This window comes from Gloeocapsa sp. DLM2.Bin57 (assembly GCA_007693955.1).
Lineage (GTDB): Bacteria > Cyanobacteriota > Cyanobacteriia > Cyanobacteriales > Gloeocapsaceae > Gloeocapsa.
The window spans coordinates 1-24,445 of sequence record RECR01000035.1 but is presented as its reverse complement, the minus strand read 5'-3'; the positions used below and the strand labels follow the sequence as shown (position 1 = coordinate 24,445).

General features: G+C 37.4%; 25 protein-coding genes and 1 pseudogene. 18 read left to right on the top strand and 8 right to left on the bottom strand.

All coding sequences use genetic code 11. The features are described from left to right. Window positions 1–2: 2 nt before the first annotated feature. From EA365_01550 to fabI, 4 genes are all read right to left on the bottom strand, one after another. On the bottom strand, window positions 3–734 hold the full coding sequence (locus EA365_01550) for an OmpA family protein (protein TVQ48468.1): 732 nt from the start codon (window positions 732–734) through the stop codon (window positions 3–5). Window positions 735–736: 2 nt separating this feature from the next. Further along, window positions 737–2,890 (bottom strand): hypothetical protein, encoded by a 2,154-nt coding sequence (locus EA365_01545; protein TVQ48467.1) that lies wholly within the window; start codon window positions 2,888–2,890, stop codon window positions 737–739. Window positions 2,891–2,929: 39 nt separating this feature from the next. Beyond that, a complete protein-coding gene (locus EA365_01540) occupies window positions 2,930–3,262 on the bottom strand; it encodes a hypothetical protein (GenBank protein TVQ48466.1) in 333 nt (110 codons plus the stop codon). A 387-nt stretch (window positions 3,263–3,649) separates the two neighbouring features. After that, a complete protein-coding gene (gene fabI, locus EA365_01535) occupies window positions 3,650–4,426 on the bottom strand; it encodes an enoyl-[acyl-carrier-protein] reductase FabI (protein TVQ48465.1) in 777 nt (258 codons plus the stop codon). A gap of 186 nt (window positions 4,427–4,612) precedes the next feature. On the opposite strand from fabI, the gene ntcA reads away from it, so the two are divergent. Genes ntcA through EA365_01500 form a run of 7 tightly spaced genes read left to right on the top strand, consistent with a single transcriptional unit; the run spans window position 4,613 to window position 11,160 of the window. After that, window positions 4,613–5,290 carry a global nitrogen regulator NtcA gene (gene ntcA / locus EA365_01530; protein TVQ48464.1) on the top strand — a complete coding sequence of 226 codons (678 nt, stop codon included), beginning with the start codon at window positions 4,613–4,615 and terminating at the stop codon, window positions 5,288–5,290. A 10-nt stretch (window positions 5,291–5,300) separates the two neighbouring features. Beyond that, entirely contained in the window at window positions 5,301–6,713 is a 1,413-nt protein-coding gene (locus EA365_01525) for a DUF3084 domain-containing protein (GenBank protein TVQ48463.1), read from the top strand. 19 nt (window positions 6,714–6,732) lie between these two features. Next, the gene (murJ, locus tag EA365_01520; GenBank protein TVQ48462.1) at window positions 6,733–8,319 is read left to right on the top strand and encodes a murein biosynthesis integral membrane protein MurJ; all 1,587 of its coding nucleotides are present in this window, start codon (window positions 6,733–6,735) and stop codon (window positions 8,317–8,319) included. 31 nt (window positions 8,320–8,350) lie between these two features. After that, window positions 8,351–8,995 carry a DUF456 family protein gene (locus EA365_01515; protein ID TVQ48461.1) on the top strand — a complete coding sequence of 215 codons (645 nt, stop codon included), beginning with the start codon at window positions 8,351–8,353 and terminating at the stop codon, window positions 8,993–8,995. Window positions 8,996–9,000: 5 nt separating this feature from the next. Beyond that, window positions 9,001–9,546 carry a hypothetical protein gene (locus tag EA365_01510; GenBank protein TVQ48460.1) on the top strand — a complete coding sequence of 182 codons (546 nt, stop codon included), beginning with the start codon at window positions 9,001–9,003 and terminating at the stop codon, window positions 9,544–9,546. Between the two features lie 58 nt (window positions 9,547–9,604). Beyond that, the gene (locus tag EA365_01505) at window positions 9,605–10,384 is read left to right on the top strand and encodes a hypothetical protein (GenBank protein TVQ48459.1); all 780 of its coding nucleotides are present in this window, start codon (window positions 9,605–9,607) and stop codon (window positions 10,382–10,384) included. Continuing rightward, on the top strand, window positions 10,384–11,160 hold the full coding sequence (locus EA365_01500; protein TVQ48458.1) for an RDD family protein: 777 nt from the start codon (window positions 10,384–10,386) through the stop codon (window positions 11,158–11,160). Before EA365_01505 ends, EA365_01500 begins: the two co-directional genes overlap by 1 nt. Here EA365_01500 and EA365_01495 read toward each other — a convergent pair. Further along, window positions 11,148–11,636: a hypothetical protein gene (locus EA365_01495; protein TVQ48457.1), complete on the bottom strand. Its 489-nt coding sequence runs from the start codon at window positions 11,634–11,636 to the stop codon at window positions 11,148–11,150. The two genes, EA365_01500 and EA365_01495, sit on opposite strands and share 13 nt — an antisense overlap. A gap of 29 nt (window positions 11,637–11,665) precedes the next feature. Then, window positions 11,666–11,863, bottom strand: a complete 198-nt coding sequence (locus EA365_01490) for a hypothetical protein (GenBank protein ID TVQ48456.1) — start codon at window positions 11,861–11,863, stop codon at window positions 11,666–11,668. Window positions 11,864–11,969: 106 nt separating this feature from the next. Here EA365_01490 and EA365_01485 point away from each other — a divergent pair, with 106 nt between their 5' ends. The 3 genes from EA365_01485 (at window position 11,970) to purQ (ending at window position 15,064) form a co-directional block, all read left to right on the top strand. Further along, window positions 11,970–13,253: a serine hydroxymethyltransferase gene (locus tag EA365_01485; GenBank protein TVQ48455.1), complete on the top strand. Its 1,284-nt coding sequence runs from the start codon at window positions 11,970–11,972 to the stop codon at window positions 13,251–13,253. 77 nt (window positions 13,254–13,330) lie between these two features. Next, complete coding sequence (locus EA365_01480; protein TVQ48454.1) at window positions 13,331–14,365, top strand: undecaprenyl/decaprenyl-phosphate alpha-N-acetylglucosaminyl 1-phosphate transferase; 1,035 nt, start codon at window positions 13,331–13,333, stop codon at window positions 14,363–14,365. 18 nt (window positions 14,366–14,383) lie between these two features. After that, window positions 14,384–15,064 (top strand): phosphoribosylformylglycinamidine synthase subunit PurQ, encoded by a 681-nt coding sequence (purQ, locus tag EA365_01475; protein TVQ48453.1) that lies wholly within the window; start codon window positions 14,384–14,386, stop codon window positions 15,062–15,064. A gap of 19 nt (window positions 15,065–15,083) precedes the next feature. On the opposite strand, the pseudogene EA365_01470 reads toward purQ, so the two are convergent. Beyond that, a pseudogene (locus tag EA365_01470) lies at window positions 15,084–15,686 on the bottom strand (hypothetical protein). Between the two features lie 231 nt (window positions 15,687–15,917). Between EA365_01470 and EA365_01465 the strand changes: the two are divergent. The 7 genes from EA365_01465 to EA365_01435 are packed head-to-tail and all read left to right on the top strand — an operon-like array spanning window position 15,918 to window position 22,716. Next, window positions 15,918–16,331 (top strand): CopY family transcriptional regulator, encoded by a 414-nt coding sequence (locus EA365_01465; protein TVQ48452.1) that lies wholly within the window; start codon window positions 15,918–15,920, stop codon window positions 16,329–16,331. A gap of 9 nt (window positions 16,332–16,340) precedes the next feature. Further along, window positions 16,341–17,174: a M56 family peptidase gene (locus tag EA365_01460; GenBank protein ID TVQ48451.1), complete on the top strand. Its 834-nt coding sequence runs from the start codon at window positions 16,341–16,343 to the stop codon at window positions 17,172–17,174. Window positions 17,175–17,177: 3 nt separating this feature from the next. Then, window positions 17,178–19,130: an FAD-dependent oxidoreductase gene (locus EA365_01455; GenBank protein ID TVQ48450.1), complete on the top strand. Its 1,953-nt coding sequence runs from the start codon at window positions 17,178–17,180 to the stop codon at window positions 19,128–19,130. After that, window positions 19,127–20,089: a stage II sporulation protein M gene (locus EA365_01450; protein ID TVQ48449.1), complete on the top strand. Its 963-nt coding sequence runs from the start codon at window positions 19,127–19,129 to the stop codon at window positions 20,087–20,089. Before EA365_01455 ends, EA365_01450 begins: the two co-directional genes overlap by 4 nt. Then, window positions 20,076–21,329, top strand: coding sequence for an ABC transporter substrate-binding protein (locus tag EA365_01445; GenBank protein ID TVQ48448.1), 1,254 nt, complete (start codon window positions 20,076–20,078; stop codon window positions 21,327–21,329). Before EA365_01450 ends, EA365_01445 begins: the two co-directional genes overlap by 14 nt. Window positions 21,330–21,334: 5 nt before the next feature. Beyond that, window positions 21,335–22,231, top strand: a complete 897-nt coding sequence (locus EA365_01440) for an LD-carboxypeptidase (GenBank protein ID TVQ48478.1) — start codon at window positions 21,335–21,337, stop codon at window positions 22,229–22,231. After that, window positions 22,228–22,716 (top strand): crossover junction endodeoxyribonuclease RuvC, encoded by a 489-nt coding sequence (locus EA365_01435; GenBank protein ID TVQ48447.1) that lies wholly within the window; start codon window positions 22,228–22,230, stop codon window positions 22,714–22,716. The genes EA365_01440 and EA365_01435 overlap by 4 nt, the downstream gene beginning before the upstream one ends. 74 nt (window positions 22,717–22,790) lie before the next feature. Here the strand turns inward: EA365_01435 and EA365_01430 are convergent, their stop codons facing one another. Beyond that, window positions 22,791–23,570, bottom strand: coding sequence for a photosystem II S4 domain protein (locus EA365_01430; GenBank protein ID TVQ48446.1), 780 nt, complete (start codon window positions 23,568–23,570; stop codon window positions 22,791–22,793). A gap of 2 nt (window positions 23,571–23,572) precedes the next feature. Here EA365_01430 and EA365_01425 point away from each other — a divergent pair, with 2 nt between their 5' ends. After that, a complete protein-coding gene (locus tag EA365_01425; GenBank protein ID TVQ48445.1) occupies window positions 23,573–24,007 on the top strand; it encodes a glyoxalase in 435 nt (144 codons plus the stop codon). The last annotated feature ends 438 nt before the right edge of the window (window positions 24,008–24,445 follow it).

Sequence of the window (24,445 nt, the reverse complement as noted above, 5' to 3'; positions counted from 1 at the left end):
GTTTAGTTTTCTTGGTTAATCTCTTGTTGTATTTCTTCTTCCCTTTCTACTAAAAACTGACTCAAATCAGGACGGTGCAATTGAAAACGAAAAACTACCTTTCTATCTTTAGGATCATCTATTTGTTGATTAGCATCAATTTCTCCTCGACCACTGATTAATATTTTCTGTTCAAAACGATCTTTGTCGGGGAAATCGAGTTGAAAAATGTAATCAGTTACAGCTAAAGCCCTAGCTAAACTGAGGGAACGATTATATTCAGCAGGACCATGAGAACTAGTATGTCCTTCAATAATAACTCTCACAATTTCTTGCTCAAATTCAGGCTTAGAAAAGATAACTTCACTATAGAGAGGAATAAATTGATTCAGAAAAGCTTTTCCTTCTGGTTTAAGTTGGGATTGACCTTCATCAAACAGAATTTTATCATCTAAACTAACATCACCTGTTTCGGTATCTACATCAATACTATTACCACCTAACCCCTTTTGAATTTCAGTTAAAATCATCAGAGGTAGATTTTTCATCGCTTCTTGATATTTTCGTAACTCTTCTGTTTTTTGTTGCAATTCTTCTGTTCTTTGTTGCAATTGTGCTTGAGTAGCAATAAACAGTAAAGCAAAAAACAGTAATAATCCTGACATTAAATCGCTAATAGATAGCCAAATATTTGATTCTTGTTCCTGTTCATCTTCCAGGTCAAAATCAGGGTTAAATTGCTCAAATTGCTTCATAATTACTTACCATTATTATTTAAATCTCTAGTAGCTGTTACCAAATACTCTGCTACTCCCATTAAACCCTGAGAAGTTTCATTAAGTTTTTCACACACTAAAGTAACCGCTGCTTCTGAATCTTGTCTTCCTTGGTTATAAGTTTGATTAGCTTGTTCAAAATAGTTAGTTAAGTGGTTATTCCAAGTATCTAAACCTTGGTTAAAACGAGTAACTAAACTTTCGTAAGCGTTATTAATTTTCACGGATTCACTACCTAAAGTTTGGGCAATTTCCTGCATTTGTGCTAAACGTTCTCCTGAAGTTAAACCAATAGTATTAGCTAAAGTTTGCACGCTTTCAGTGGTTGTTTGAATTTTATCCATACTGTTAATAACTTGTTCTGCCATAGCTTGGGCATCTTCTCTAAAGACTTTTTGCAACTCCCTAACTACATCACGTAACTCATCTCTTTGTTGTCCGAGAGTTCCTTCTAACAGATTATTTTGTTGTTCAAAAAAGTCTTGTAAGGAAGTTTGATAATTGTCTCTGAATCTCTCTAATTCCTCTTGGACGGTTTGGCGGGTATTTTGAAGCATATTATCAATGTTACCAAGAGTTTGACTAAGGTTATGATTAGCATTAAGCATTAAATCTGATGCTTCTCTCCCTACTGTAGTTAGGGTAGTAGATTGTTCCACAAAAGCCTGATTAGCTTTTTCTAGAATACTTTCAGTAGAAGCTTGTACCTTTGTTAGCATCTTTGCTTGTCTTTCTCCTTGATTAGTTAGGGCTTCTTCTAAATCCTCTCTGATACCCCTAAAAGTATCTGAAGCTTGTTGCGCACTATCTGCAAAGGCTACTCTTTGAGCTTCCATTGCTATGATACTTTCTTGTACTCCCTGATTTATTTTTGCTGCTACTTGTCTCATGACACCTTTAGTATCTGTGCGAAACTGAGCTAATATTTCCTGGAGATTTGCCGCAAAATCTTGTAATTTTGTCAGGGTTTCGGTTTGGAATTCTTCAATAGTTTGAATAGAGGTGGTTAAACTTGAGGAGAAGCCAGCTAGTTCATTTTTTAGTTCTAACACTGCTTGGGATGATTCTCTATTCACTGCATTACTTTCGTTTAAGCTAACCGCAATTGGTCTAATTAACTTTCTATCTATTTCCTGAATCAAGTGTTTTTGTTGTTCTCTGTTTTGTTCTCTAGTAGTTTCAATTGTTGTCATTAACTTTCTGTCTAGTTCCTGAATCAAGTGCGCTTGTTGTTCTACGATAGTTGTACTAAGTTCAGAAAAAATTGGTCTAATTGAAGCAGCTACTTCTTGACCAATAACTTGAGTATTAGAGGAGAAGCCTACTAGTTCATTTTTTAGTTCTAACACTGCTTGGGATGATTCTCTATTCACTGCATTACTTTCGTTTAAGCTAACCGCAATTGGTCTAATTAACTTTCTATCTATTTCCTGAATCAAGTGTTTTTGTTGTTCTCTGTTTTGTTCTCTAGTAGTTTCAATTGTTGTCATTAACTTTCTGTCTAGTTCCTGAATCAAGTGCGCTTGTTGTTCTACGATAGTTGTACTAAGTTCAGAAAAAATTGGTCTAATTGAAGCAGCAACTTCTTGACCAATAGCTTGAGTATTAAAAGTGTTCAATTTAGCAGTGTTATTAGCAATTTCTGTTAAATAGTTGAGGAAAGGATCATTAGTATGTTGTGGAGTAGATTTTATTTTACTAATATATTTACTTCGTTCTTGGCGTCGTATTGTCTCACTAATAGCTAAAATAAAAATAAATAAACTTGCAGATCCTAATCCCCAAAGAGAGGTTGCAAAAGCAGTTTGCATGCCTTTCAATAATTCAATACTATTTTCTAGCAGAGAATCGCTGCTGTTAATAGTATTTAAATTAATACCTTGTAAACCGATAAAAATACCCGAAAAAGTTCCTAAAATACCCAAGGCAGTTAGTAAGGTAGGTATGAAGTGAAGTTGACTACGTACATTACTCTTGTTTAAAATAGAATTATTTCTGATATCATCTTGAGAACTTTTATTGATTTTAATGTAATAATTATAAGTAATTATTATTTCTATCAACAAACTAACAATAAATAAAACACAAACACCAATAATAAAAAATATGTTAAGTGAGTTAATAAGTGGGGTCATAATGTTACTAAACATCAAGTAAAAAGACTCCTATAATATTTAATTACGGACTAATTGAGTTAATTCGGTTGGAGTTAATCTTGTTTGAGCGACGCGCACGGGTAGATGAGCTGCATTGCTATATTTACCAAGGGGAGGAGAGATAATCACACCGTAGAGAGGCTCTTCACTTTCTGTTTCTGCATCGATTTGGAGATAAGCTCGTGTGGGATAACTACGTAATAAACGAATTTGTAGAGTAGTTTTAAGCTCTTTGAGAGATATAACTAAACCTGCATTGGGAGTTAATAAGACGTTAGAAGCTTGTTTCCAAGCTTGATTAAGGGCAAATATTTGCTCTATAAGTTCTTCGAGAGTGGGTTGAATTACCATAAATGAGAAAATCGAGTTCAAGTACAAGTTACTATAGCTTTACGCGTTTTTAGAATAGGGAATAGAGAATAGGAAATGTTGATAAATCGACTATAGCACACAAATCACAATTGTGTGTACTAAAATTAAAATCAGATTATAAATAATGCTCTAAAAAATTTGCGCAGAGTGTCGCAACTACTGTACTCTCTAGATAGTCAGCTAAAAATAAATAATTATCAACATAACTTGTAAACTTTTGTAAAGAGTTGCTGATTATCTACTTAGTCTTTTTGATAACAATCTCGTATGAATAGCAGCTTACCCAACTCCCATCATCCAAAGTACATGAGAGCGGATAAAAATCATGATTAATTTCTCCTAATCAAGGTGCAACTATATATACGTCTATAACCCCATGATTTCATAACCTGCATCTACGTAGATAATTTGTCCTGTGATACCACTAGATAAGTCACTACATAAAAAAGCAGCAGTATTACCTACTTCGGTTTGCGTAACCGTGCGTCTCAGGGGTGCTCTTTCTTCTACGTGATGAATCATATCAAGAATTCCCCCAACAGCAGAAGAAGCTAGAGTGCGGATTGGACCTGCAGAAATAGCGTTGACGCGAATATTTGATGATCCTAATTCACTAGCTAGATAACGCACACTCATTTCTAGAGCAGCTTTAGCTACACCCATGACGTTATAGTTAGGAATGACTCGCACTCCCCCTAGATAGGTAAGAGTAACGATACTACCGCCAGATGTCATTAAGGGCTTTACTCCTTTAGCTAAACAAGTTAAAGAATAAGCACTAACTTCTAAAGCGGTTTGGAAACCTTCGCGAGAAAGATTACTAAAATCTCCTGTCAAGTCGTCTTTATTAGCAAAAGCTAAACAGTGGATGAGAATATCTAGTTTTCCCCATTGTGCTTCGATTTGACTGAAAAGATCGTTAACTTGTTCTTGATTTTGCACATCACAGGGTAGAAACAGGGTAGGATTAAGAGGCTCTACTAATTCCTTAACTTTTTTCTCGAAGCGTCCTTTTTCATCAGGTAGATAAGTAACCCCTAATTCGGCTCCTGCTTGGGCTAATTGTTGAGCTATACCCCAAGCTATAGAGCGGTTGTTAGCGATTCCAGTGACTAAAGCTTTTTTTCCAGAGAGATTTAACATAGAATTTTTGGAACAGTTTCTTGATAAAATATAGATAAACCAAGATTTGGCTAAAAACTAAGTATATCAGATAAGAGAAATCTAAACAAAAAAGTACTGAATAATACCAAATCTCCCCTAGAGATACTGTAAAATCTCTAGCTTTAAAACTAATAAGCCTAAAGCTTTAATCATAATTAAAATAGAATGGAACTATCCGTAAATCAAGATAAATCTTTAGCTGCTGTATTTCGTCAAATTGGTGGCGGACTATATCCACCAGTAGTAGAAACATTTGATCGTGGAAAAACAGTTTTTTTCCCTGGTGATCCCGCAGAAAGAGTGTATTTTCTATTAAAAGGTGCAGTAAAATTATCCCGAGTCTATGAAGCGGGAGAAGAAATAACCGTGGCTTTATTGAGAGAAAACAGCGTTTTTGGGGTTTTATCTCTAATTACGGGAGAAAAATCAGACCGGTTTTACCACGCTGTTGCTTTCACACCAGTAGAATTATTGAGCGCTCCCATAGATCATTTTAAGCAATCCCTTAAGGATAATCCCGAACTATCGATGTTAATGTTACAGGGACTTTCGTCAAGAATCTTACAAACAGAAATGATGATTGAAACTCTCGCACACCGCGATATGGGTTCAAGATTGGTAAGCTTTTTATTAATTCTGTGTCGAGATTTTGGTTTACCAACTCCCGAAGGGATTAGAATAGATCTCAAGTTATCTCATCAGGCGATCGCCGAGGCAATCGGTTCAACCCGGGTAACGGTAACTAGGTTATTGGGAGAACTCAAACAGGAAGAAATGATCTCAATATACAAGAAAAAAATTACGGTGCATAATCCTGTAATTCTCAGTCAACAATTTACCTAAACCCAAGATTATGACCACCAGTGCAATTATTTTAATTTTAGCAGTATTGCTCTTAGGTGGTCTAATTGCAGCCCTAGGCGATCGCCTAGGGACAAAAGTAGGTAAAGCTAGGCTAAGATTGTTTAACCTGCGTCCACGTCAAACAGCGGTAGTAGTGACGGTATTAACAGGAACATTAATCGCTGCTTCTACTTTAAGTATTTTATTCGCTTTAAGTAAAAACTTGCGTCAGGGTGTATTTATGATTGACGAAATCAGAGCACAAGAACGTCAAGCAAGAATAGAATTAAATAGGGTATCAGACGAAAAAATCAGAGTAGAACAAGAATTAGAAAGAGCTAGAAGAGAGCAAACAGCGATTAGAGAGCGTTTAAATCAATTAAACCAAAATTACCAAGATGCTAATATTCAATTAGAGTTAGTATCCCAACAAGCGAACCTTTTAGAGCAAGAGGTAGAATCCCTTCAGATAGAAAGAACAGAATTATCACAGTTAAGAGATGAACTAAAAAGCCAAATCGAGAATTTAACCACCAAAATCAGCGAACAAAACCAAATATTAGGCAATAAACAAGCCGAAATTGAACAACTGCAACAACAACAAGAGACTCTACAGCAGATTATTACCAACAGAGATACAAAAATTAATGAGTTAGACGAGGCGATCGCCCTCAAAAACGAAGAATTAGCCTTACAACAAACCCAAGTAGAGAGTTTAGAGGATCAAATCCGCTTTTTAAATAGAGAAGTAGCCATCTTAGAAGAATATTATCGCAATTATCAGGAACTAAGAGCGCAAAAAATAGCCATAGTCAGAGGACAAGTTCTCGCTTTTAATCTAGTGCAAATTATTGAACCAGCAGCGGTAACAGAAGTAATCGACTATTTACTCAGAGAAGCCAATCAAAGTGCGATTAAAGCGTTAAATCCCACTCCTGAGACGCAATCTAACCAACGTCTGGTACAGATTACCAAATCTCAAGTAGAGCAATTAGCTATACAAATTAGCGACGGTGAAGAGTATATAATTAGGGTACTTTCTGCGGGTAACTATGTCATCGGAGAAAAAGAAGTCAGAGTATTTGCTGATGTAGCGATTAATCAAAAAGTTTTTGCAGAAGAAGAAGAATTAGCCTCTGTATCTATTGATGCTGATCTAGTAGGTGAGGAACAGATACAAGCTAGAATTGACTGGTTATTAGCAGCTTCAGAATTTCGCGCACGTCGAGCGGGTATTTTAGGGGATATCCAGGTAGAAGATGGTAGGATTAATACCCTAGTTAACTTTTTAGACGCAGTAAGTAACTCTAGACAAAAACCTGATGAAATCAAAGCCCTGATTAGTGAAGACGCTTATACATCAGGTCCATTGAAATTACGTTTAATTGCTCTAGTCAATGGCAAAATAATAATCAGCACATAGATTAAAAACATCTTGACACATGACCAAAAAAACCTCATTTGCAGGTATAGCGGGAATCGTCGCTTTAGCAACTCTGATTAGTAAAGTATTTGGTTTAGTTAGAGAACAATTAATAGCTGCAGCTTTTGGGGTAGGTCCAATTGTCAACGCTTACGCTTACGCTTACGTGATTCCAGGGTTTCTCTTGATTTTATTAGGAGGGATTAATGGACCTTTTCATAGTGCTTTATTGAGTGTTTTAGCTAAAAAAGATCGTCAATCAGCAGGACCCCTGGTGGAGACGGTAACAACTTTGGTGAGTTGTTGTTTATTGTTGGTAACCTTTGTTATAGCGATCGCCGCACCCTTATGTATTGATTTACTTGCTCCTGGTTTAACGGAAACGGTAAGAGAGATGGCGATTCAACAACTCAGGATTATGTCTCCTTTAGCATTGTTAGCGGGGTTAATTGGTATTGGTTTTGGTACTCTTAATGCAGCAGAAGAATACTGGTTACCAAGTATTAGCCCACTCTTTTCTAGTATTACTATTGTCATTGGAATGGTTTATTTAATTTGGCAATTAGGGGAATCAATCAACGCACCAGAATACCTGCAATTAGGAACTATTGTTTTAGCGGGAGGAACTTTACTAGGGGGTATTTTACAATGGTTAGCCCAATTATTCGCCCAATTAAAAGCGGGTATGGGGAGATTCAGATTAAGTTTTAACTGGCGTGTACCTGGAGTTACAGAAGTATTAAAAGTCATGATTCCAGCGACTTTCTCATCTGGTGCTTTATATATTAATGTTTATACTGATTTATTTTTTGCTTCTTATCTAGATGGTGCAGCAGCTGCGATGCGCTACGCTAATTTTATTGTGCTTACTCCCTTGGGGATTATCTCTAATATGATTTTAGTCCCCCTGTTACCGAGATTATCTCGTTTAAGCGCACCTGAAAGTAGAGAAGAGCTAAAATTACGTATTCGTCAGGGATTAATTTTAACCGCTCTGACGATGTTACCTTTAACGGCTATTTTTGTTTCTTTAGCTTTACCCATTGTACAGTTAATCTACCAGAGATACGCTTTTGGGGTTGATGCTTCTAGATTAGTAGCTCCAGTTTTGATGGTTTATGGTTTAGGGATGTTTTTCTATCTAGGAAGGGATGTTTTGGTGAGAGTCTTCTACGGGTTAGGAGACGGAGAAACACCCTTTCGGATTAGTTTAGCGAATATTTTGTTAAACGCTGTCTTAGATTATGTCTTAGTAAATTTATTCGGTATTCCTGGTATCGTTTTAGCTACTGTAGGTGTAAATATAGTCTCGATGATGGTATTTTTATTGATTTTAGATCGTCGTCTCTCTGGTTTACCCTTGCTGAGTTGGGGAGTTACCCTTCTGAGTTTATTTGCAGCAACCCTAGGATCTGGTTTAATTGCTTGGTTGACTTATCAGGGTTTACATAGTTTATTGGGGGTTGAGAATTTCTGGTTATTATTACTAACGGTGATAGTTTCTAGTTTGGTATCTATCGGAGTGTTTATGGCGATCGCTTCTACTTTAAAATTACCTGAGTTAGAGATGTTAACTAATACTCTACTGGCCAAAATTAAGCGTTAAAATAGATTTAAACCTTTAACCAGAAACCTCAATGAGTTTAATTATTCTCTATTTTATTTTAATTGCGGTAATGCTTGTTGGTGTTTTAGGCGCACTCTTACCCGCAATACCTGGAGTTGGTTTGATTTTAATAGCGATTTTAATCTGGGGATTGGTTACTCAATTTCAGGGTATGGCGTTATCTTTAATCGTAACTCTGTTTATCCTGTTGATTAGTATAGCAGTAGAATTTCTCGCTACTTATTGGGGAGTTAAAAAATTTGGGGCTAGTTCCTGGAGTCAAATTGGTAGTATTGTTGGTTTAGTGGTGGGGATGTTGGGTTTATTACCCGCTTTACCTATCGGTGGACCAATTATTGGTATTTTATTGGGCGCTTTATTGGGCGCTTTTATTGGAGAATTTGCTTATCGTCGTGAATTAGCTTTAATTCCTAGACTACAAACCTCGGCTAAAGTATGTTTAGGTATTGTGGTAGGTTCAGTAGTTGGTAATATTATTAAAGCGTTACTAGCTCTAACCGCGGTAATTGTTTTTGTCTTAACAACTTGGTCAACCCTTCCTGATTTTCAGACTGTGTCGCTTAATTTTAACTTTCCTGAGTTTGAACAGGTTAAATATTTAATACAGGATACCGCAGAGAAGTTAAGTAATTTTCGCTTAAATTATCCTTCTTAAAAAATATGTATATTGAACCTTCTCGTCAACGATTTCCTAAAGTACCATTAGATCGCCGCGCTTATGCTTTCTTAATCGATTATGTCATAGTATGGTTAATCGCTTCTATTTTTGGTGGTAATAATTTTTTCTTACAATTGCTCATTTTTGGTGTGGGTTGGTTAATATCTAGAATCTTTGTAGTTGCTGCTAACAGTGGTCAAAGTTTAGGGCGCTGGTGTATGGATTTAAAGGTTATAGATACTCGGTTTAGACGTCTTCCTAGTGTACTTAATTTAGCTAAACGAGAAGGTGTCTTAGGTTTTGCTGCTTTTTTAGCAATGATTGGTTTAAATCTAACCTTTATCAATCCTTTTTCTACCTTAATTTTGGTTTCTCCCCTTTTAGGAGAGTGTAGCTTAGCTTTAACAAATGAAGAATCTAACCAAGCTTTTCACGATCGCCTCGCAGAAACGGTGATTATCCCAACTAAACGCGGTTTTTCTCTAGATGTACGTCTCAGACGTCTGTATTGGGAAGTTAAAAAAAGTTTACGTCAACGCCAGAAATAAGCTTATTTTCTCAGGGAAATGTAGTTTAAAATAAAGTAAACAATAACCATATTTTATTATGAATAGTAGTTCTCTCGGAGTTGGAGATGTCGTCAGCGCAGGATTAAGGATATACCGCGATCGCTTTAAGACTTATTTTCCTCTAGCTATAATTGCTGGTCTTTGGTCTATTGTACCTATTTATGGTTGGGCAAAGTATGGTCAAGCCACAGGTTTAATTTCCCGTTTAGCTTTTGGGGAGATCATCGAAAAACCCGAGAGTGTCTATGAAGCAAGAAATAGAGTTCAACCGCGTTTATGGACATTTTTCCTAGCTAGTTTATTAATTAGCTTAATTGTCTTTGGTGTGTTGTTCGTTAGTTTTTTGGTTGTCGGTATATTAACTGCTATAGCTACGGGTACAAACACTCCCGCTTTATTTTTAATAATAGTTCCTCTATTGATTGGGATATTTATTCTATTCTTTTGGTTTTTTACGCGCCTATCTCTAGTAGAATTAATGATCTCAATAGAAGATATTTCTGAGCCTACTAGAGCTATTGGGCGTTCTTGGCAATTAACTAAACAATTTGTCGGTAGATTAGCATTAATATACTTTATTGCTGGTTTAATTAGTTTACCTATTTCTTTCGCTAGTAATTTTATTTTAGGAATCTTTCAAGTAATTTTAGAAGGAATATTTGGAGCAGATTCAGATATTTTTCAACTATTAGAATCCCTGATTTCTCTAGCCATTAATTTACTATCTATTGGCATAATGATGCCTTTTTGGCAATCAATCAAAGCCGCTATTTATTATGACTTAAGAAGTCAACGTGAGGGGATAGATTTAATGTAATGGGGTTGTTTAATAGGATAAAATTAGAGACTCCAGAAAGTGTAGAGTTAGAATTTAATCTAGCGGGTATAGGGAATCGCGCCTATGCTTTATGTCTTGACTATTTTATCCTAGGTTTTGTTTTAGTTATTATCTTGATTATTTGGGCTTTTGTTTATCTATTTATAGATACTTTAAATCCTAGGGTTGGTCAAGTATTAGGTTTATGGTTATTCGCTATTCAACTAATAATCACATTTGTTATTTATGTCGGTTATTTTGTCTTTTTTGAGACACTTTGGCAAGGACAAACACCAGGGAAAAAATGGGTTAATATTAGAGTAATTAGTGATGATGGAACTGTTGTTAGTTTAACTCAGGTTGTCTTAAGAGCATTATTGAGACCAATTGATGATATTTTCTTTATGGGAGCATTTTTAATTATCTTTACTCCCAAAGAAAAACGTTTAGGGGATTTATTAGCTGGTACAGTAGTAATTAGACAACAAGAAAAGAAGGTAAACACTGAGTTAAATGTTATTCCACAAGCCCAAAAATTAGCCCGACAAATCCAAGAAGAAGCAGAAATCACTAACTTATTACCCGATGATTTTGCCTTAGTCAGAGAATATTTACAGAGGAGATATATGATGACTCCTGAAGCTAGAAATCAAGTGAGTGTGAAAATAAGCGATCGCCTTAAAGAGAGAATAAATTTAGAAACAATCAGGGATAATAACCCCGAATTATTTCTAGAAGCTATTTATCTAGCGTACCAAAAGATTTATCGTACTTGAGCATAAACAGCATCAGAGAGAGTAGGAATTTCTGCGTATTTACCTAAAACAGATTGAATGATAGAGTAGAGACAGACAATCAGAACTCCTAAAAAGATAAAGTTACTAAATAATTGAACCAACAAGCCTAAACCAGCGTTAGCAAAGAGAGTTCGGATAATCAAACCGAAGAGAATAATCAACAAGTCGAGTAAAATCGCCTGTAGGGTATTAAAACGGATAAAATGACTAATGCGTTCATTTCTGACCACTCCTAACCAGAGGGCGAAGAAAATAATTAATCCGCCAAAAGGAAGCAAGGAATTTAAGCCAAAATAGAGACGCAATAGAGGTGAAATCAAGACATAGATAAAGCCAAGTTGGGGGAATTGTGTTAAAACACCCTCACTATAGGGTAAAACGTAGATAAGGGGGAGTGAATAAACCAAAGCCCCAAAGAGACGATCTTTAAAATCAGTTGAACCACGCCAAGACATTTAATTTTCCTCGTGAGTAAGTACAATTCCTACTCAATATTAGCAACACGGAAGCCCATTTGACATTGATAAACGGTGGTTTGGTTGTCTGGAGATTTACCGAGGGATTGACCACAACCTAATTTACCTTGACGCCAACGGGGTAAACCACTCTGATCGGCGAGTAAGCAGCCTTGACAGATATGTTCTGCGCTTAAAAGTTTATTTTCAGTAATAACTACAAACATGATTGTACCTCGTACATCTGTAGCTTATGGTTATTATTCTATCACATTTTTTCTGTTCAGCCGTTAAAATTGTTACAATAGATTAATTTCAATTGATAGAAAAGCAGTGACTGATACTAACTTAGACTTGTTAAGGCAAACAGATCCTCTGGTAGCTGAGATTATAGATAGAGAATTACAGCGTCAGAGAAGTCATTTAGAATTAATTGCTAGTGAGAACTTCGCTTCAGCTGCGGTTTTAGCTGCCCAAGGTTCAGTATTAACTAATAAATACGCTGAAGGTTTACCAGGTAAACGCTATTACGGTGGTTGTGAGCATATCGATGAAGTAGAGCAACTAGCCATAGATCGCGCTAAACAGCTATTTGGTGCAGCTAGTGCTAATGTCCAACCCCATTCAGGAGCACAAGCTAATTTTGCGGTATTTTTAACCTTACTGCAACCTGGAGATAAAATTCTCGGGATGGATTTATCCCATGGAGGACATTTAACTCATGGTTCTCCTGTGAATGTATCAGGAAAATGGTTTAACGTGTCTCAATATGGGGTAAGTAAAGAGACAGAAAGTCTTGATTATGAGGAAATCAGAGCCATAGCTCTTAAAGAGCGTCCTAAACTGATTATTTGTGGTTATTCAGCCTATCCTCGGGTGATTAACTTTGAGAAATTTAGAGCGATCGCCGATGAAGTAGGAGCATATTTATTAGCAGATATTGCTCATATCGCAGGTTTAGTCGCAGCCCGAGAGCATCCTAACCCTGTGCCCTATTGCGACGTAGTTACGACGACTACACATAAAACTCTCAGAGGACCAAGAGGAGGTTTAATTCTCTGTCGGGATGCTGAGTTAGGCAAAAAATTAGATAAAGCCGTCTTCCCTGGAACACAAGGAGGACCTTTAGAGCACGTAATCGCAGCTAAAGCGGTAGCCTTTGGAGAAGCCTTAAAACCTGAGTTTAAAACCTACGCTCAACAAGTAATTCTTAACGCTCAAGCTATGGGTAGTAGTTTAACTAATAATGGCTTTAAATTAGTCTCAGGAGGAACTGATAACCATTTAATCCTAGTGGATTTACGTTGTATTAGTATGACGGGTAAACGAGCTGATCAACTAGTCAGTGGGATTAATATTACAGCTAATAAAAATACCGTCCCCTTTGATACGGAATCACCATTTGTAACCAGTGGATTACGCTTAGGTTCACCAGCGATGACCACTCGGGGAATGGAAGAGACAGAATTTACAGAGATTGGACAAATTATCAGCGATCGCTTGTTAAATCCTGACAATGAAGAGGTTAAGAGTGATTGTCAACAGCGTGTAGCTAAATTATGTGAACGCTTTCCTCTCTACCCTCACCTACAAATTCCTGTACCTTCTTTAGTCTAAAAATTTTTTAGTTAAACTAGGGTAGTAGATAGACCAACTTTCTACTACCCTATTTAGTAGTTACTAATAAAACCCAGATGCTAGAGGAGCAATATCATATTATCGCTTTTCTGGTTTCCATTAGCGTAGTGCTGTGGAGTACACCAGTTGTCAAAACCATTGGCATTAAAAGCGGTAAAGTCGATTTACCAGGAGAACGGAAAATTCATAAACGCCCTATAGTCAGAATTGGGGGTGTGTCTATCTTTATTGGTAGTCTAAGCGCCTTATTAATCGTTTGGTGGTTAGGTGGATTTGGCATATTATCACCAGAGAAAGAATGGGAAATCTGGGGGGTAACCATTGGTGGTTTATTATTATTTTTAGTCGGTTTAGCCGATGATTTATTTAATTTATCAGCGATGTCGCGTTTATTTATGCAGACAGCGGTAGCGACATTTGCTTGGTGGGTAGGAGTCAGAATTGATTTTCTCTCGATTCCTTTTTCTGGGATAGTGCATCTAGGTTGGTTGGGTTTACCGATAACTCTGTTTTGGTTAGTAGGAATGACTAACGCGATTAACTGGATTGATGGGGTTGACGGTTTAGCCGCGGGAGTCTCAGGAATCGCTGCGGTAGTAATGTTGATCGTGAGTTTATTTATGAATCAACCTGCTGCGGCTTTGGTTGCTGCGGCTTTAGCTGGAGGAGCTTTGGGTTTTTTGCGTTATAATTTTAACCCAGCTCAGATTTTTATGGGGGATGGGGGAGCTTATTTTATGGGTTTTACCCTAGCAGGAGTAGGCGTAATTGGCTTGGTAAAAACCTATGCTTTGACAGCGGTTATGCTGACTTTGGCTGTACCAATTATTGATATGTCTCTGGTGATTATTTCCCGTATATTGAAAAAAAAGTCCCCTTTTAAACCCGATAATAGTCATCTACACCATCGTTTACTAAAAGCGGGAGTTTCTCAACGTTTAACGGTATTATTTATTTATGCTCTTACTCTTTGGTTAGGTAGCTTAGCCTTGGTTTGGGCGGGTATTCCTAGTGGGGGAGCTTATGCGATTGGTGCAACCTTGCTTTTAGCCTATTTAGCTTGGCAAGTTTGGCGTAATCGTCTCAAGTAAATCTTATTTTAAGTATAAATGAAATTTGGTATCATAGTTTTTCCTGGTTCTAATTGCGATCGCGATGTGGTTACTGTCACCGAGGGGATACTCTCACAACCTACCCGTTTAGTTTGGCATCAGGATACCGATATTAACGACATTGACGTCATTGTGATTCCTGGTGGTTTTAGTTATGGCGACTATCTACGTTGTGGAGCGATCGCCCGTTTTTCTCCTGTGATGAATAGTGTGCTTGAACACGCCAAACAGGGTAAATTAGTCTTAGGTATTTGTAACGGTTTTCAAGTCTTAACAGAAGTGGGTTTACTCCAGGGTGCTTTAATTCGTAATCGTAATTTACACTTTATTTGCGATCGCTTACCAATTCGGGTAGAAAATAATCAAACCCCTTGGACTAAAGGTTATACTTCCCAACAAGTATTAACCCTCCCTATCGCCCATGGAGAAGGTCGTTATTACGCCGATGCTGATACTCTCAAAGCTTTAGAAGACAATGATCAAGTTGTGTTCCGCTATTGTAGTAGCCATGGGGAAATTGAAGATATTTATAACCCCAATGGCTCTGTCAATAGTATAGCTGGTATCACTAATTTAACTCGAAACGTCCTAGGTATGATGCCCCATCCTGAAAGAGCTGCTGATGCTATCTTGGGTAATATAGATGGTAGGTCACTATTTGAGTATTTAGCTATTTAGTCGTTGGTTTGGCTGGCTTTTCTTTAGCTTTAGGATCAGCTTTGATGGGTTTTTTATAACGGGGTATTGCTTGGGTAGGTGGTTCAATATCTTCCACCCATCCCCAACAGTTTTTCGAGGGAATAAATTTAAATTTAGCTTGAATAAACCATCGAGGGGGTAAATCCTCCTTACTCATTTTAGGGTTAAAGCGAAAAGGAGCAGCTTCATCTTCACGGCGCATTAAAATAGGAAGGTGAGTAGCTTTAAATTTCTCGGTATAGTCTGTACTTTCTTTATTGCGATAAACAGAGATGACGGGTGTTTTCACTTGAGGAACAAATTGCCATATACCCCTAAAGATATAAATACCTGGCTCTGTCCATTGATTTTCTTCACCCCAAGCTACTATTTGAAAATAAATTTCAGCTGGTTGACGAGGGATAATTTGGTATTTAGGATAAGCTCTCAAGTAGAGAGGGGTATCTGGACCTTTTTCTAATTGTTTCAACCAACCTCTATACTTAGCGGGAAAAATAAATAAACGATAGAGAGAATTACCTATTTTAATAGCGTAACCCAATTTCTCATCTTTGTAAATCTTACCGTGAAGAGTAGTAATGGCTTGAAAAAAGGGTTTATTACCTTCTTCTTCTAGATGCTCATTAGGGATTGATTCTTGATTAGGTATTTGTTCAGTGAGTTGCTCGTTTTTAGTATTAGACATGAAAAAAGTTGTCATAGAAAATTATGTAAATTAAACTGTTAGTCAAGTGTAACCATTAAGTATGAATTAAAATGATCTTCATAAGCCTTAAGTATAATAATATTTACACTAAAACGATCCCATAAACAATTCAAATAATCAATAGTTATGACTCCTTTACCAGAATATCGCCCTCGTAAAACATCTCTAGGACCATTAGAGACAGAAATTCTCAATATAATCTGGGAATTAGGCACTGTCACGGTTAAAGATGTACACGAGAAGATTTTAAGCGATCCTGAACGGGAATTAGCCTACGCTTCAGTAACGACTATTTTACATCGTTTAACCCAAAAAGGATGGTTAAGCTGTATCAAAGAAAAACGCGCCTTTTATTGGCGTCCCCTACTTACTCGTCAAGAAGCTCAAGGTATTTTAGCTTACGAACAATTACAAAAGTTCTTAGCCATCAGTAATCCCGACGTGGTAGCATCTTTTGCCGATAGTTTAGATACTTCAAGTTTAGAGCAACTAGAAGCGATCGCTTCTCGTCTCGAAGCTTTTCGCCGTAAACAATCCTGAGAAATACCCATGCACTTTTTGATGATTTTACTCACCCTAACAATAGCTTATGTTGTACGTCAATTAGCACCAACAGTGACTAGGAAGTTAGCCTTTTTTAACTTTTTATTTCCTCCTTTACTGTTATTAACTACCGCAGTGGCGATCGCTTCTATGGGACCTAATGGTAAGATGTTGGGGTTACAAGCGACTTGGTTTAGTTACTATTTAGCTTGTGCTTATTTATTAATAGTCATGAGTTTACTAATTAAACTAGGCTATCAAGCTTGGGTACAAACCCAAAAAATTAGTACTTATCCCCAAATCTATCTATTTAATCAACCAGTATATCTGCTTGAGACAGACTTTCCTTATTGTGCTCAAATAGGGGTTTGGCGATCGCAGATAATCTTAACTCAAGGTTTACTAGACTTACTCAATCCCGAAGAATTAAAAGCGGTATTAGCCCACGAACAAGCCCACCAATTATATCATGATAATTTCTGGTTTTTTTGGTTAAGTTGGTTACGCAATTCTACCCCTTGGTTACCCCATGGTGAAAGTTTATGGCAAGAGTTACTATTGTGGAGAGAATTAAGGGCTGATGCTTGGGGAGTCCAACAGGTGGGAGGTTTAGCTATCGCCGAAGCTTTACTCAAAGTCGCCCAAAAGGTGCATAATTATCTCTTGAGTAAACCACAGTTAACTTTTTCTGTAGAATTAAGCGATGGTAATAACCAACGTTTAGAACAAAGAATCGATGCTTTATTGAGTGATTATCCCAGAGAAGGACAATTAAAATGGTATCTTAGCGGGATTATCGCCAGTTTACTACCGATTCTAACTATACTGTTACATCATTAAACAATGGGCAAACAAAGTCTTTGGTTACTGTTAATCACTCTAGGTAGTTTAGCTTCTCCAACACCTGAGATTGAGGAAACAGTAGAATGCGAGATTCTCGTAGTGGGAGGAGGATTAGCGGGAGTAGCGGCGAGCTATGAAGCCTTATTAGCGGGAAAAACCGTCTGTTTAACCGAAATAACCGACTGGGTAGGGGGACAAATTTCCTCCCAGGGAACATCAGCATTAGATGAACAGGGAACACAGCGATCGTTGCTTTTTTACCCAAGTGGTTATCTAGAATTGCGCTCAAGAATTGAGAACCACTATGGTAAACTTAATCCTGGGGATTGTTGGGTAAGTGAATCTTGTTTTTTACCTTCTGATGGTCATAAACTACTCTTAACACAACTTGAAGAAGCGGCTAAACAGGGTGGAGGAACACTCCATTGGTTTCCTTCTACAGTAATCAAAGACTTAGTTATCTCCTCGGAGGGAAATTGGATTCAAGAAGCGATCGCTATTCAACATCAACCCCAACCTGACGCACCACCGTTAAACACTTTCCCTTTATCTCAAACTATCGCTGATTGGTATGATTATGATGATTCTCCCTTATTTAGTAAGAAGGTAATTAGTTTCACTCCACCGAAGCAGCAACCTTCTCACTGGTATGTCATCGAAGCTACTGAAACAGGAGAAATCATCGCTTTAGCTGATGTTCCCTATCGTTTAGGAATAGATCCTCGTTCACACTTTGAACCTACTTCATCGAGTGAGACAGCCTATCCTTATTGTACCCAAGGGTTTACCTATACCTTTGCGATGGAACAAACCGAGACGAAACAGAGTTACGAATTGCCCGAGTGGTATTTGCGTCATGCTCATTATTATAGTTATGAATTAACTCGTTTTGCCGATCTAGATTTACTCTTTACTTATCGTCGCATCCTGAGTCCAACCACAGGAGAATTAAAAACAGTAGGGGGACTTGAGTTTTCTACCCCTACCCCTGGAGATATTTCTCTGCAAAATTGGACATGGGGTAATGACTATCGTCCCGGTAATCCTGAAGATAACTTAGTTTATACCAGGGAACAATTAAAAGCTACAGGTCAATTAGATCCAGGGGGTTGGTTAGGGGGTTTACGCGTCGAAACCTTAGAGAGAGGAGAAGAACACGCTTTAGGTTTTTTCTATTGGCTAGTGATGGGGACGACAGATTCTCAACTAGGTTCAGGAATTAAGCAACCCTTTCCCTATTATCGCTTTCTTGATGGTTTAGACTCTCCCATGGGAACTAGTCACGGGTTATCGAAATATCCCTATATCCGTGAGGGAAGAAGAATTATTGGACGTCCTTCTTTTGGTTATCCTGACGGTTTTACGATTCGCGAGGTTGATATTTCTCGACGTAATTATCAAGATCCTTATTATCAGCAGACTCTTTCTCCTGAAACTTATCGACGTTTACAAAACTTCATCGCAGGGTTAGAAGGAACACCGAGATCTAGTCGTTGGCGATCGACTATTTATCCTGATGCAGTGGGAATAGGTCATTATAGTATTGATTTTCACCCCTGTATGCAATATAGTCCCGCTGAAAAACACGGTAACCGCGAAAGAGACGGAGAAAGACGCGCAGGTGGAGAAGCTTTCCCTTTTCAAATTCCCTTAAGGGCGATGATTCCGCAAAAAATTGATAACTTATTAATAGCGGGTAAAAGTATCGCGACTAGTCATATTGCTGCTGCTGCTTATCGTGTCCATTCTTTTGAGTGGTCTAGTGGCGCTGCTGCTGGAATAACCGCGGTTTTTGCCCTTAATAATGACATTATACCTTATCAATTAATCGAAAGTATGCCTAGACCTAGTGATGAGTTAAAGCTATTACAAGAGAAGTTAAATACTAGTGGTAATCCTACGGCTTTTCCTGATACGTCTATTTTTAATGAGGATTGGGATAGTTGGCGATGAATATTCAACGCTGGATCGCTAGACGAGAAACTGATTGGCGACGTTTAGATTCTCTGTTAAAACGAGTAGAAAGCAAGGGTTTAAAAAGTTTACCAGCTAAGGAAATTACGGAATTAGCTAGTTTATATCGTTCTGTATCCGCTGATTTAGCTAGGGCAAAAACTTATCAAATCGATGCTATTCTTACTCAGGATTTGCAAAATTTGACCTCAAGAAGTTATGTCCAAATCTATCAAGGTTCTCGTCAGCAAGAATGGCAACAAGCTAAAAATTTCTATGCCAATGTTTTCCCCACAATAGTTAGAGAGACTTTTCCTTATACTCTCTTAGCAACTCTTATTTTTTTTATACCCGCTTTGATCGCTTGGTGGTATATTTGGCTAGATCCTACTTTTGTTAATTTAGTAGTTCCTCAAGAGATTATTACTCTAGTAAGAGATGAAAATAAGTTATGGATGGGTTCAATTATAGGGACAGAACCTCTCGCATCTAGTAATATTATGATTAATAATCTTTCTGTTAGTTTTAATGCAGTAGCAGGAGGCATAACCGCAGGTATTTTGACTGTTTATATCCTCGCTTTCAATGGCATACATATTGGTTCTATAGCTGCTTTTGTCGCTCAAAATAATTTATCTTGGCCTTTTTGGGCTTTTGTATTTCCTCATGGTTCTTTAGAATTACCCGCGATTTTTTGGTCTGGTGGTGCAGGATTATTAATAGCAAGAGGGTTATTATTTCCAGGTAGATATCGTCGGTTTGACGCGATTAAATATTATAGTTCTTTGGCTGCTAAACTAGTTTTAGGTATTATTCCTATGTTAGTGATTGCGGGAATTATTGAAGGGTTTTTCTCTCCTAGTCCTCTGATTCCTGATATTTTAAAGTATATCCTAGGATTAGGGATATTTATCTTATTATTACTTTACTGTCAAAGGGGTAAACATGAATCTAGTTAAAATAATCTTAACTTTAATGTTGGTAGTTTGTTTGAGTGGTTGTCAAGGTAATAATTCTACTCCAGGAGTGACTAAAATAACTTTTTGGCATGGAATTAATCCACCTGAAAATAGAGATGTTTTTGAGCAACTTTTAGCTGAGTTTAATAATAATCATACTGATATTCAAGTAGAAGCAATTTATATTGGTCAACCTGATCAACAATTACCGAAAATTATCTCAGCAGTAGTAGGAAATCAACCACCAGATTTACTTTGGTACGTACCCCAATTGACGGGAAAACTAGTAGAATTAGGCGCGATTAAACCCCTAGAAAGTTGGTTAGAAACAAGTAGTCTTCAACCTGAAATTATTCCCACAATGTTTAGTACCATGGAATTAGACGATCATCTTTGGTCAATTCCTTTTGCTACTAATAATGCTGCGATTTTTTATCGTCCTAGTTTATTTGCACAAGCAGGTATTACTAAATTACCAGAAACTTGGTCAGAATTAAAAGAAGTAGCGACAAAATTAACTAAAGATGTAGATAATGATGGCAAAATTGACCAACATGGGTTATTATTACCCCTAGGTACAGGAGAATGGACGGTATTTACTTGGTTACCTTTTATCTATAGCGCTGATGGTGATTTATTAGTAGATAATCAACCCCAATTAGTTAACCCAGGAACAATCAAAGCTTTAGAATTTGGTAAAGAATTAATAGATTCAGGAGTAGCTATTCTCTCTCCCCCAGAAAGAGGTTATGAGTTAGATCAGTTTATCTCAGGAAAAGTGGCGATGCAAATAACTGGACCATGGACCTTAGGACAACTTAATCAAATTGGTATCGATTATGATGCCTTTACTATACCAAAATTAGCAACAAAAGCCGCTGTCTTGGGTGGAGAAAATGTCTTCTTATTTAAGACTAATTCCACCAGAGAAGCAGCAGCAATTAAGTTTTTAGAGTATATATTGAGTGCAGAATTTCAAACTAAATGGGCTTTAGGAACTGGTTATCTACCTATTAATAGTCAAGCAGAACAAAGTGAATCTTATCAAGCTTTTGTGAATGAAAATCCTATCCTCAAGGTGTTTATAACTCAAATGGATTGGGCGCGATCGCGTCCTCTCATCTCCAATTATACTATACTCTCAGAAAATCTTGGTCGGGCTATTGAGTCTTCTTGGTTAGGTAAATCTAGTCCAACTGCATCCCTAGAAGCATCACAAAAACGTCTAGAAGGGAGTTAATGAGTATCATCTATCCCCCTTGGTTACAACCTGGTGATCATCTTACGGTAATCGCCCCTAGTGGTAGTTTAAATTCTTTAAGTATATTTACTCAAGGGTTAGAAATCTGGCGATCGCAGGGTTACCAAATAGATATTGACCCTCAATGTTATAATAGCCATAGTTACCTAGCAGGGACAGATGAACAACGACGTCAAGCCCTAAAACAAGCTTGGTTAAATCCTCAATGTCGGGGGATTATCTGTGCTAGGGGAGGTTATGGGAGTACTAGACTATTAGAAAATTGGTCATGGTCAAATCTCGACTTGTCTTCCCCAAAATGGTTGATTGGTTTTTCCGATATCAGCGCTTTATTGTGGAGTCTGACTAAGGTAGGAATAGCTAGTATCCACGCTTCTGTCTTGACTACTCTACCCTCTGAACCAGACTGGTGTCAACAACGTCTCTTTGATTTGTTACAGGGAAAACCATTACCACCCCTTGAGGGTAGCGGTTGGGGAGGAGGTAAAACCACAGGAACTCTTTTAGCAGGTAATTTGACCGTAGCTACTCATCTCTTGCAAACACCCTCTCAACCTCCCTTAAATGACGTAATTTTAGCCATAGAAGAAGTAAACGAATTGCCCTACCGCGTCGATCGCCTGTTGACCCATTGGCGGATGTTAGGATTATTACAACAGGTGAAAGGAATCGCTTTAGGAAGTTTTAGTGGTTGTACACCTTTAGAGAATACCTCTAGTTGGGAGATAAATCAGGTATTGCGCGATCGCCTCACTGATTTGTCTATTCCCATAGTGTCTGACTTACCTTTTGGTCATGGTAGTGCTAATGCTGCTTTAATAGTTGGTTCAAGGGTAGAATTAGATGGCGATCGAGGTTTATTAACAACTCTCTATCCATGAAGCAGTTAAAATGTTTAGGATTAGATCCAGGTTTAGCTATTATTGGTTGGGCTTTGTTAGGTGGTAAGGAATCTTTACACCCCCAACTCTACGACTACGGTACAATTGAAACCGATAAGAGTCTCTCTACACCAGCTAGGTTAACGATTATTGAAGGGGATATGGTGTCTTTAATCTCGGAATTACAACCAGATTTAGTCGCGGTAGAAATGCCTTTTTTTTCCCGAGAAATTAAAGCAGCAGGAGGAGTACTGCAAGCTGTGGGTATCATTAATCTTGTTTGTTATCGTGAACTTCAGATTACCCCTATTTTTCTTCATCAAGCTTCCTGGAAGGCTTATCTAGGTAATGGCAAAGCTAATAAAGCCGAGGTCGCCGAAACTATTCAATCTCTGTTTACTTTACCGGATCTTCCGATTAATGATACCGTCGATGCGATCGCGATCGCCTACGCTGCTTTTGGGGGATTACGTAATAATATTTAGTTCTTCTGTGGTTATTTTTTTCTCTTGAGCAGATTCTCGATGAGGATTTTTAGGGAAATTAATCGACGGCAATACTATAAATAACGGGTAAGTTGTACACGATAACGTTGTTTTTTGGTAACTTGTATTTCCCCTACTTCTAATCTTCCCTTACCCTGAAAAGAGATTAAATCTCCCTGTTGCAGTAAATGACTCGCGCTGCTTATTTCTTTCCAATTAACCCTCACATCACCAGAGTTAATCGCTTCTGCCATTTTACTACGGGATAAGCCAAATCCCGCTGAGGCGATCGCGTCTAAACGTAAAGAAGCTTCAACCGTGTTCATTTCTTTAGTTTTGGGTGGTCTAATTTTTAACTCACTCAGTGGAATGACTTTAGTTTCTACGGGTACAGAACGAACTTGTAATAAAGAAGTACACAAAAACTCTTCTAAATCTGGAGTAATAATCATTTGTGCACCTCTTTCCCCTAAAACGATAATATCACCAATTTTATCTCTAACTATACCCGTTCCTAAAGCTGCACCTAAAAAGTCTCTATGAGTAGCTACATCGAATAAAAAATTACCCGCAATCTCTAAAACCACTAATTCCCAATCTTCTGTAGTTAATGGTACTTCTTGTCTAGCGATACCCAGTCTTTGACGCTCTGCTTGTGGATATCCCCCCCAAGCTAAACATTGTAACTCTGTCAGATTTTTAAATATCGGCAATACTTCTACTAAAATAGCAGGAGAGAGGAAATCAGTCAGCATCACCGACCAGGTTTTTAAGGCTTGTTCAGCTTTATCTAAGATACGGGCGATCGCTTCTCGATTTTCTACTCTTGTTAAGATTTCGTCTCTAGGTAACATTTATGAATTCTGCTGTTTTGTTTCATTTGGCTATACCTATCAATGATACTGTTAAAGCTAAGACTTTTTATCATCAGGGATTAGGTTGTACCATTGGTCGTGAAAATACTCAAGCGATTATTTTTAATTTTTATGGTCATCAACTGGTAGCTCACATGACTAAACAACCCCTAACACCCCAAAGAGGGATTTATCCTCGTCATTTTGGTCTAATTTGTACCACTGAGAATGATTGGTCAACTATTCTTGATTTAGCTACGACTAACTCTTTAGTTTTTTACGAACAACCTAAATTAAGGTTTCCTGGAGAGTTGACCGAGCATCGTACCTTTTTCCTAGAAGATCCCTTCTATAACCTCCTAGAGTTTAAATATTATCGTCATGCAGAGGCAATTTTTGGAGGATGGGAATTAGCGAAAATAGGCGATCGCCCTTAATAGGGTGAACTTTGTACTATTAGTAATCATGTCATGGTCGGACCGAAGCATCAGACAGAAGCGTTAAAGAATACCGACCAAGACAACCAAGCAATAAATTTATTCTTATTTAAATACAAAAAGCCTAGTTTAACTTATTTTTGATAATTTTAATTAAATATTTAAGTTAAAAAAATCAATCATATTTTTTTTGATTAATTAAAATCGGCAACTAATACTTATCCTCACTTAAGTATAATCACGGCATATCTCAAAAAAACCAAAAAACAAGTGTTCTTACTTTTTACTTATTTAAGAAATTGTTGAATTCTAGAAATAAGAGGAATTGATAATTTTTATTTACCAAAAGTAGAACCATGAGTATTAACACAACTATTACTAACAGTCAACAAGAAATTGAGGTACAAGGTTTTCCTGATACACTAGGTCCTATTACAG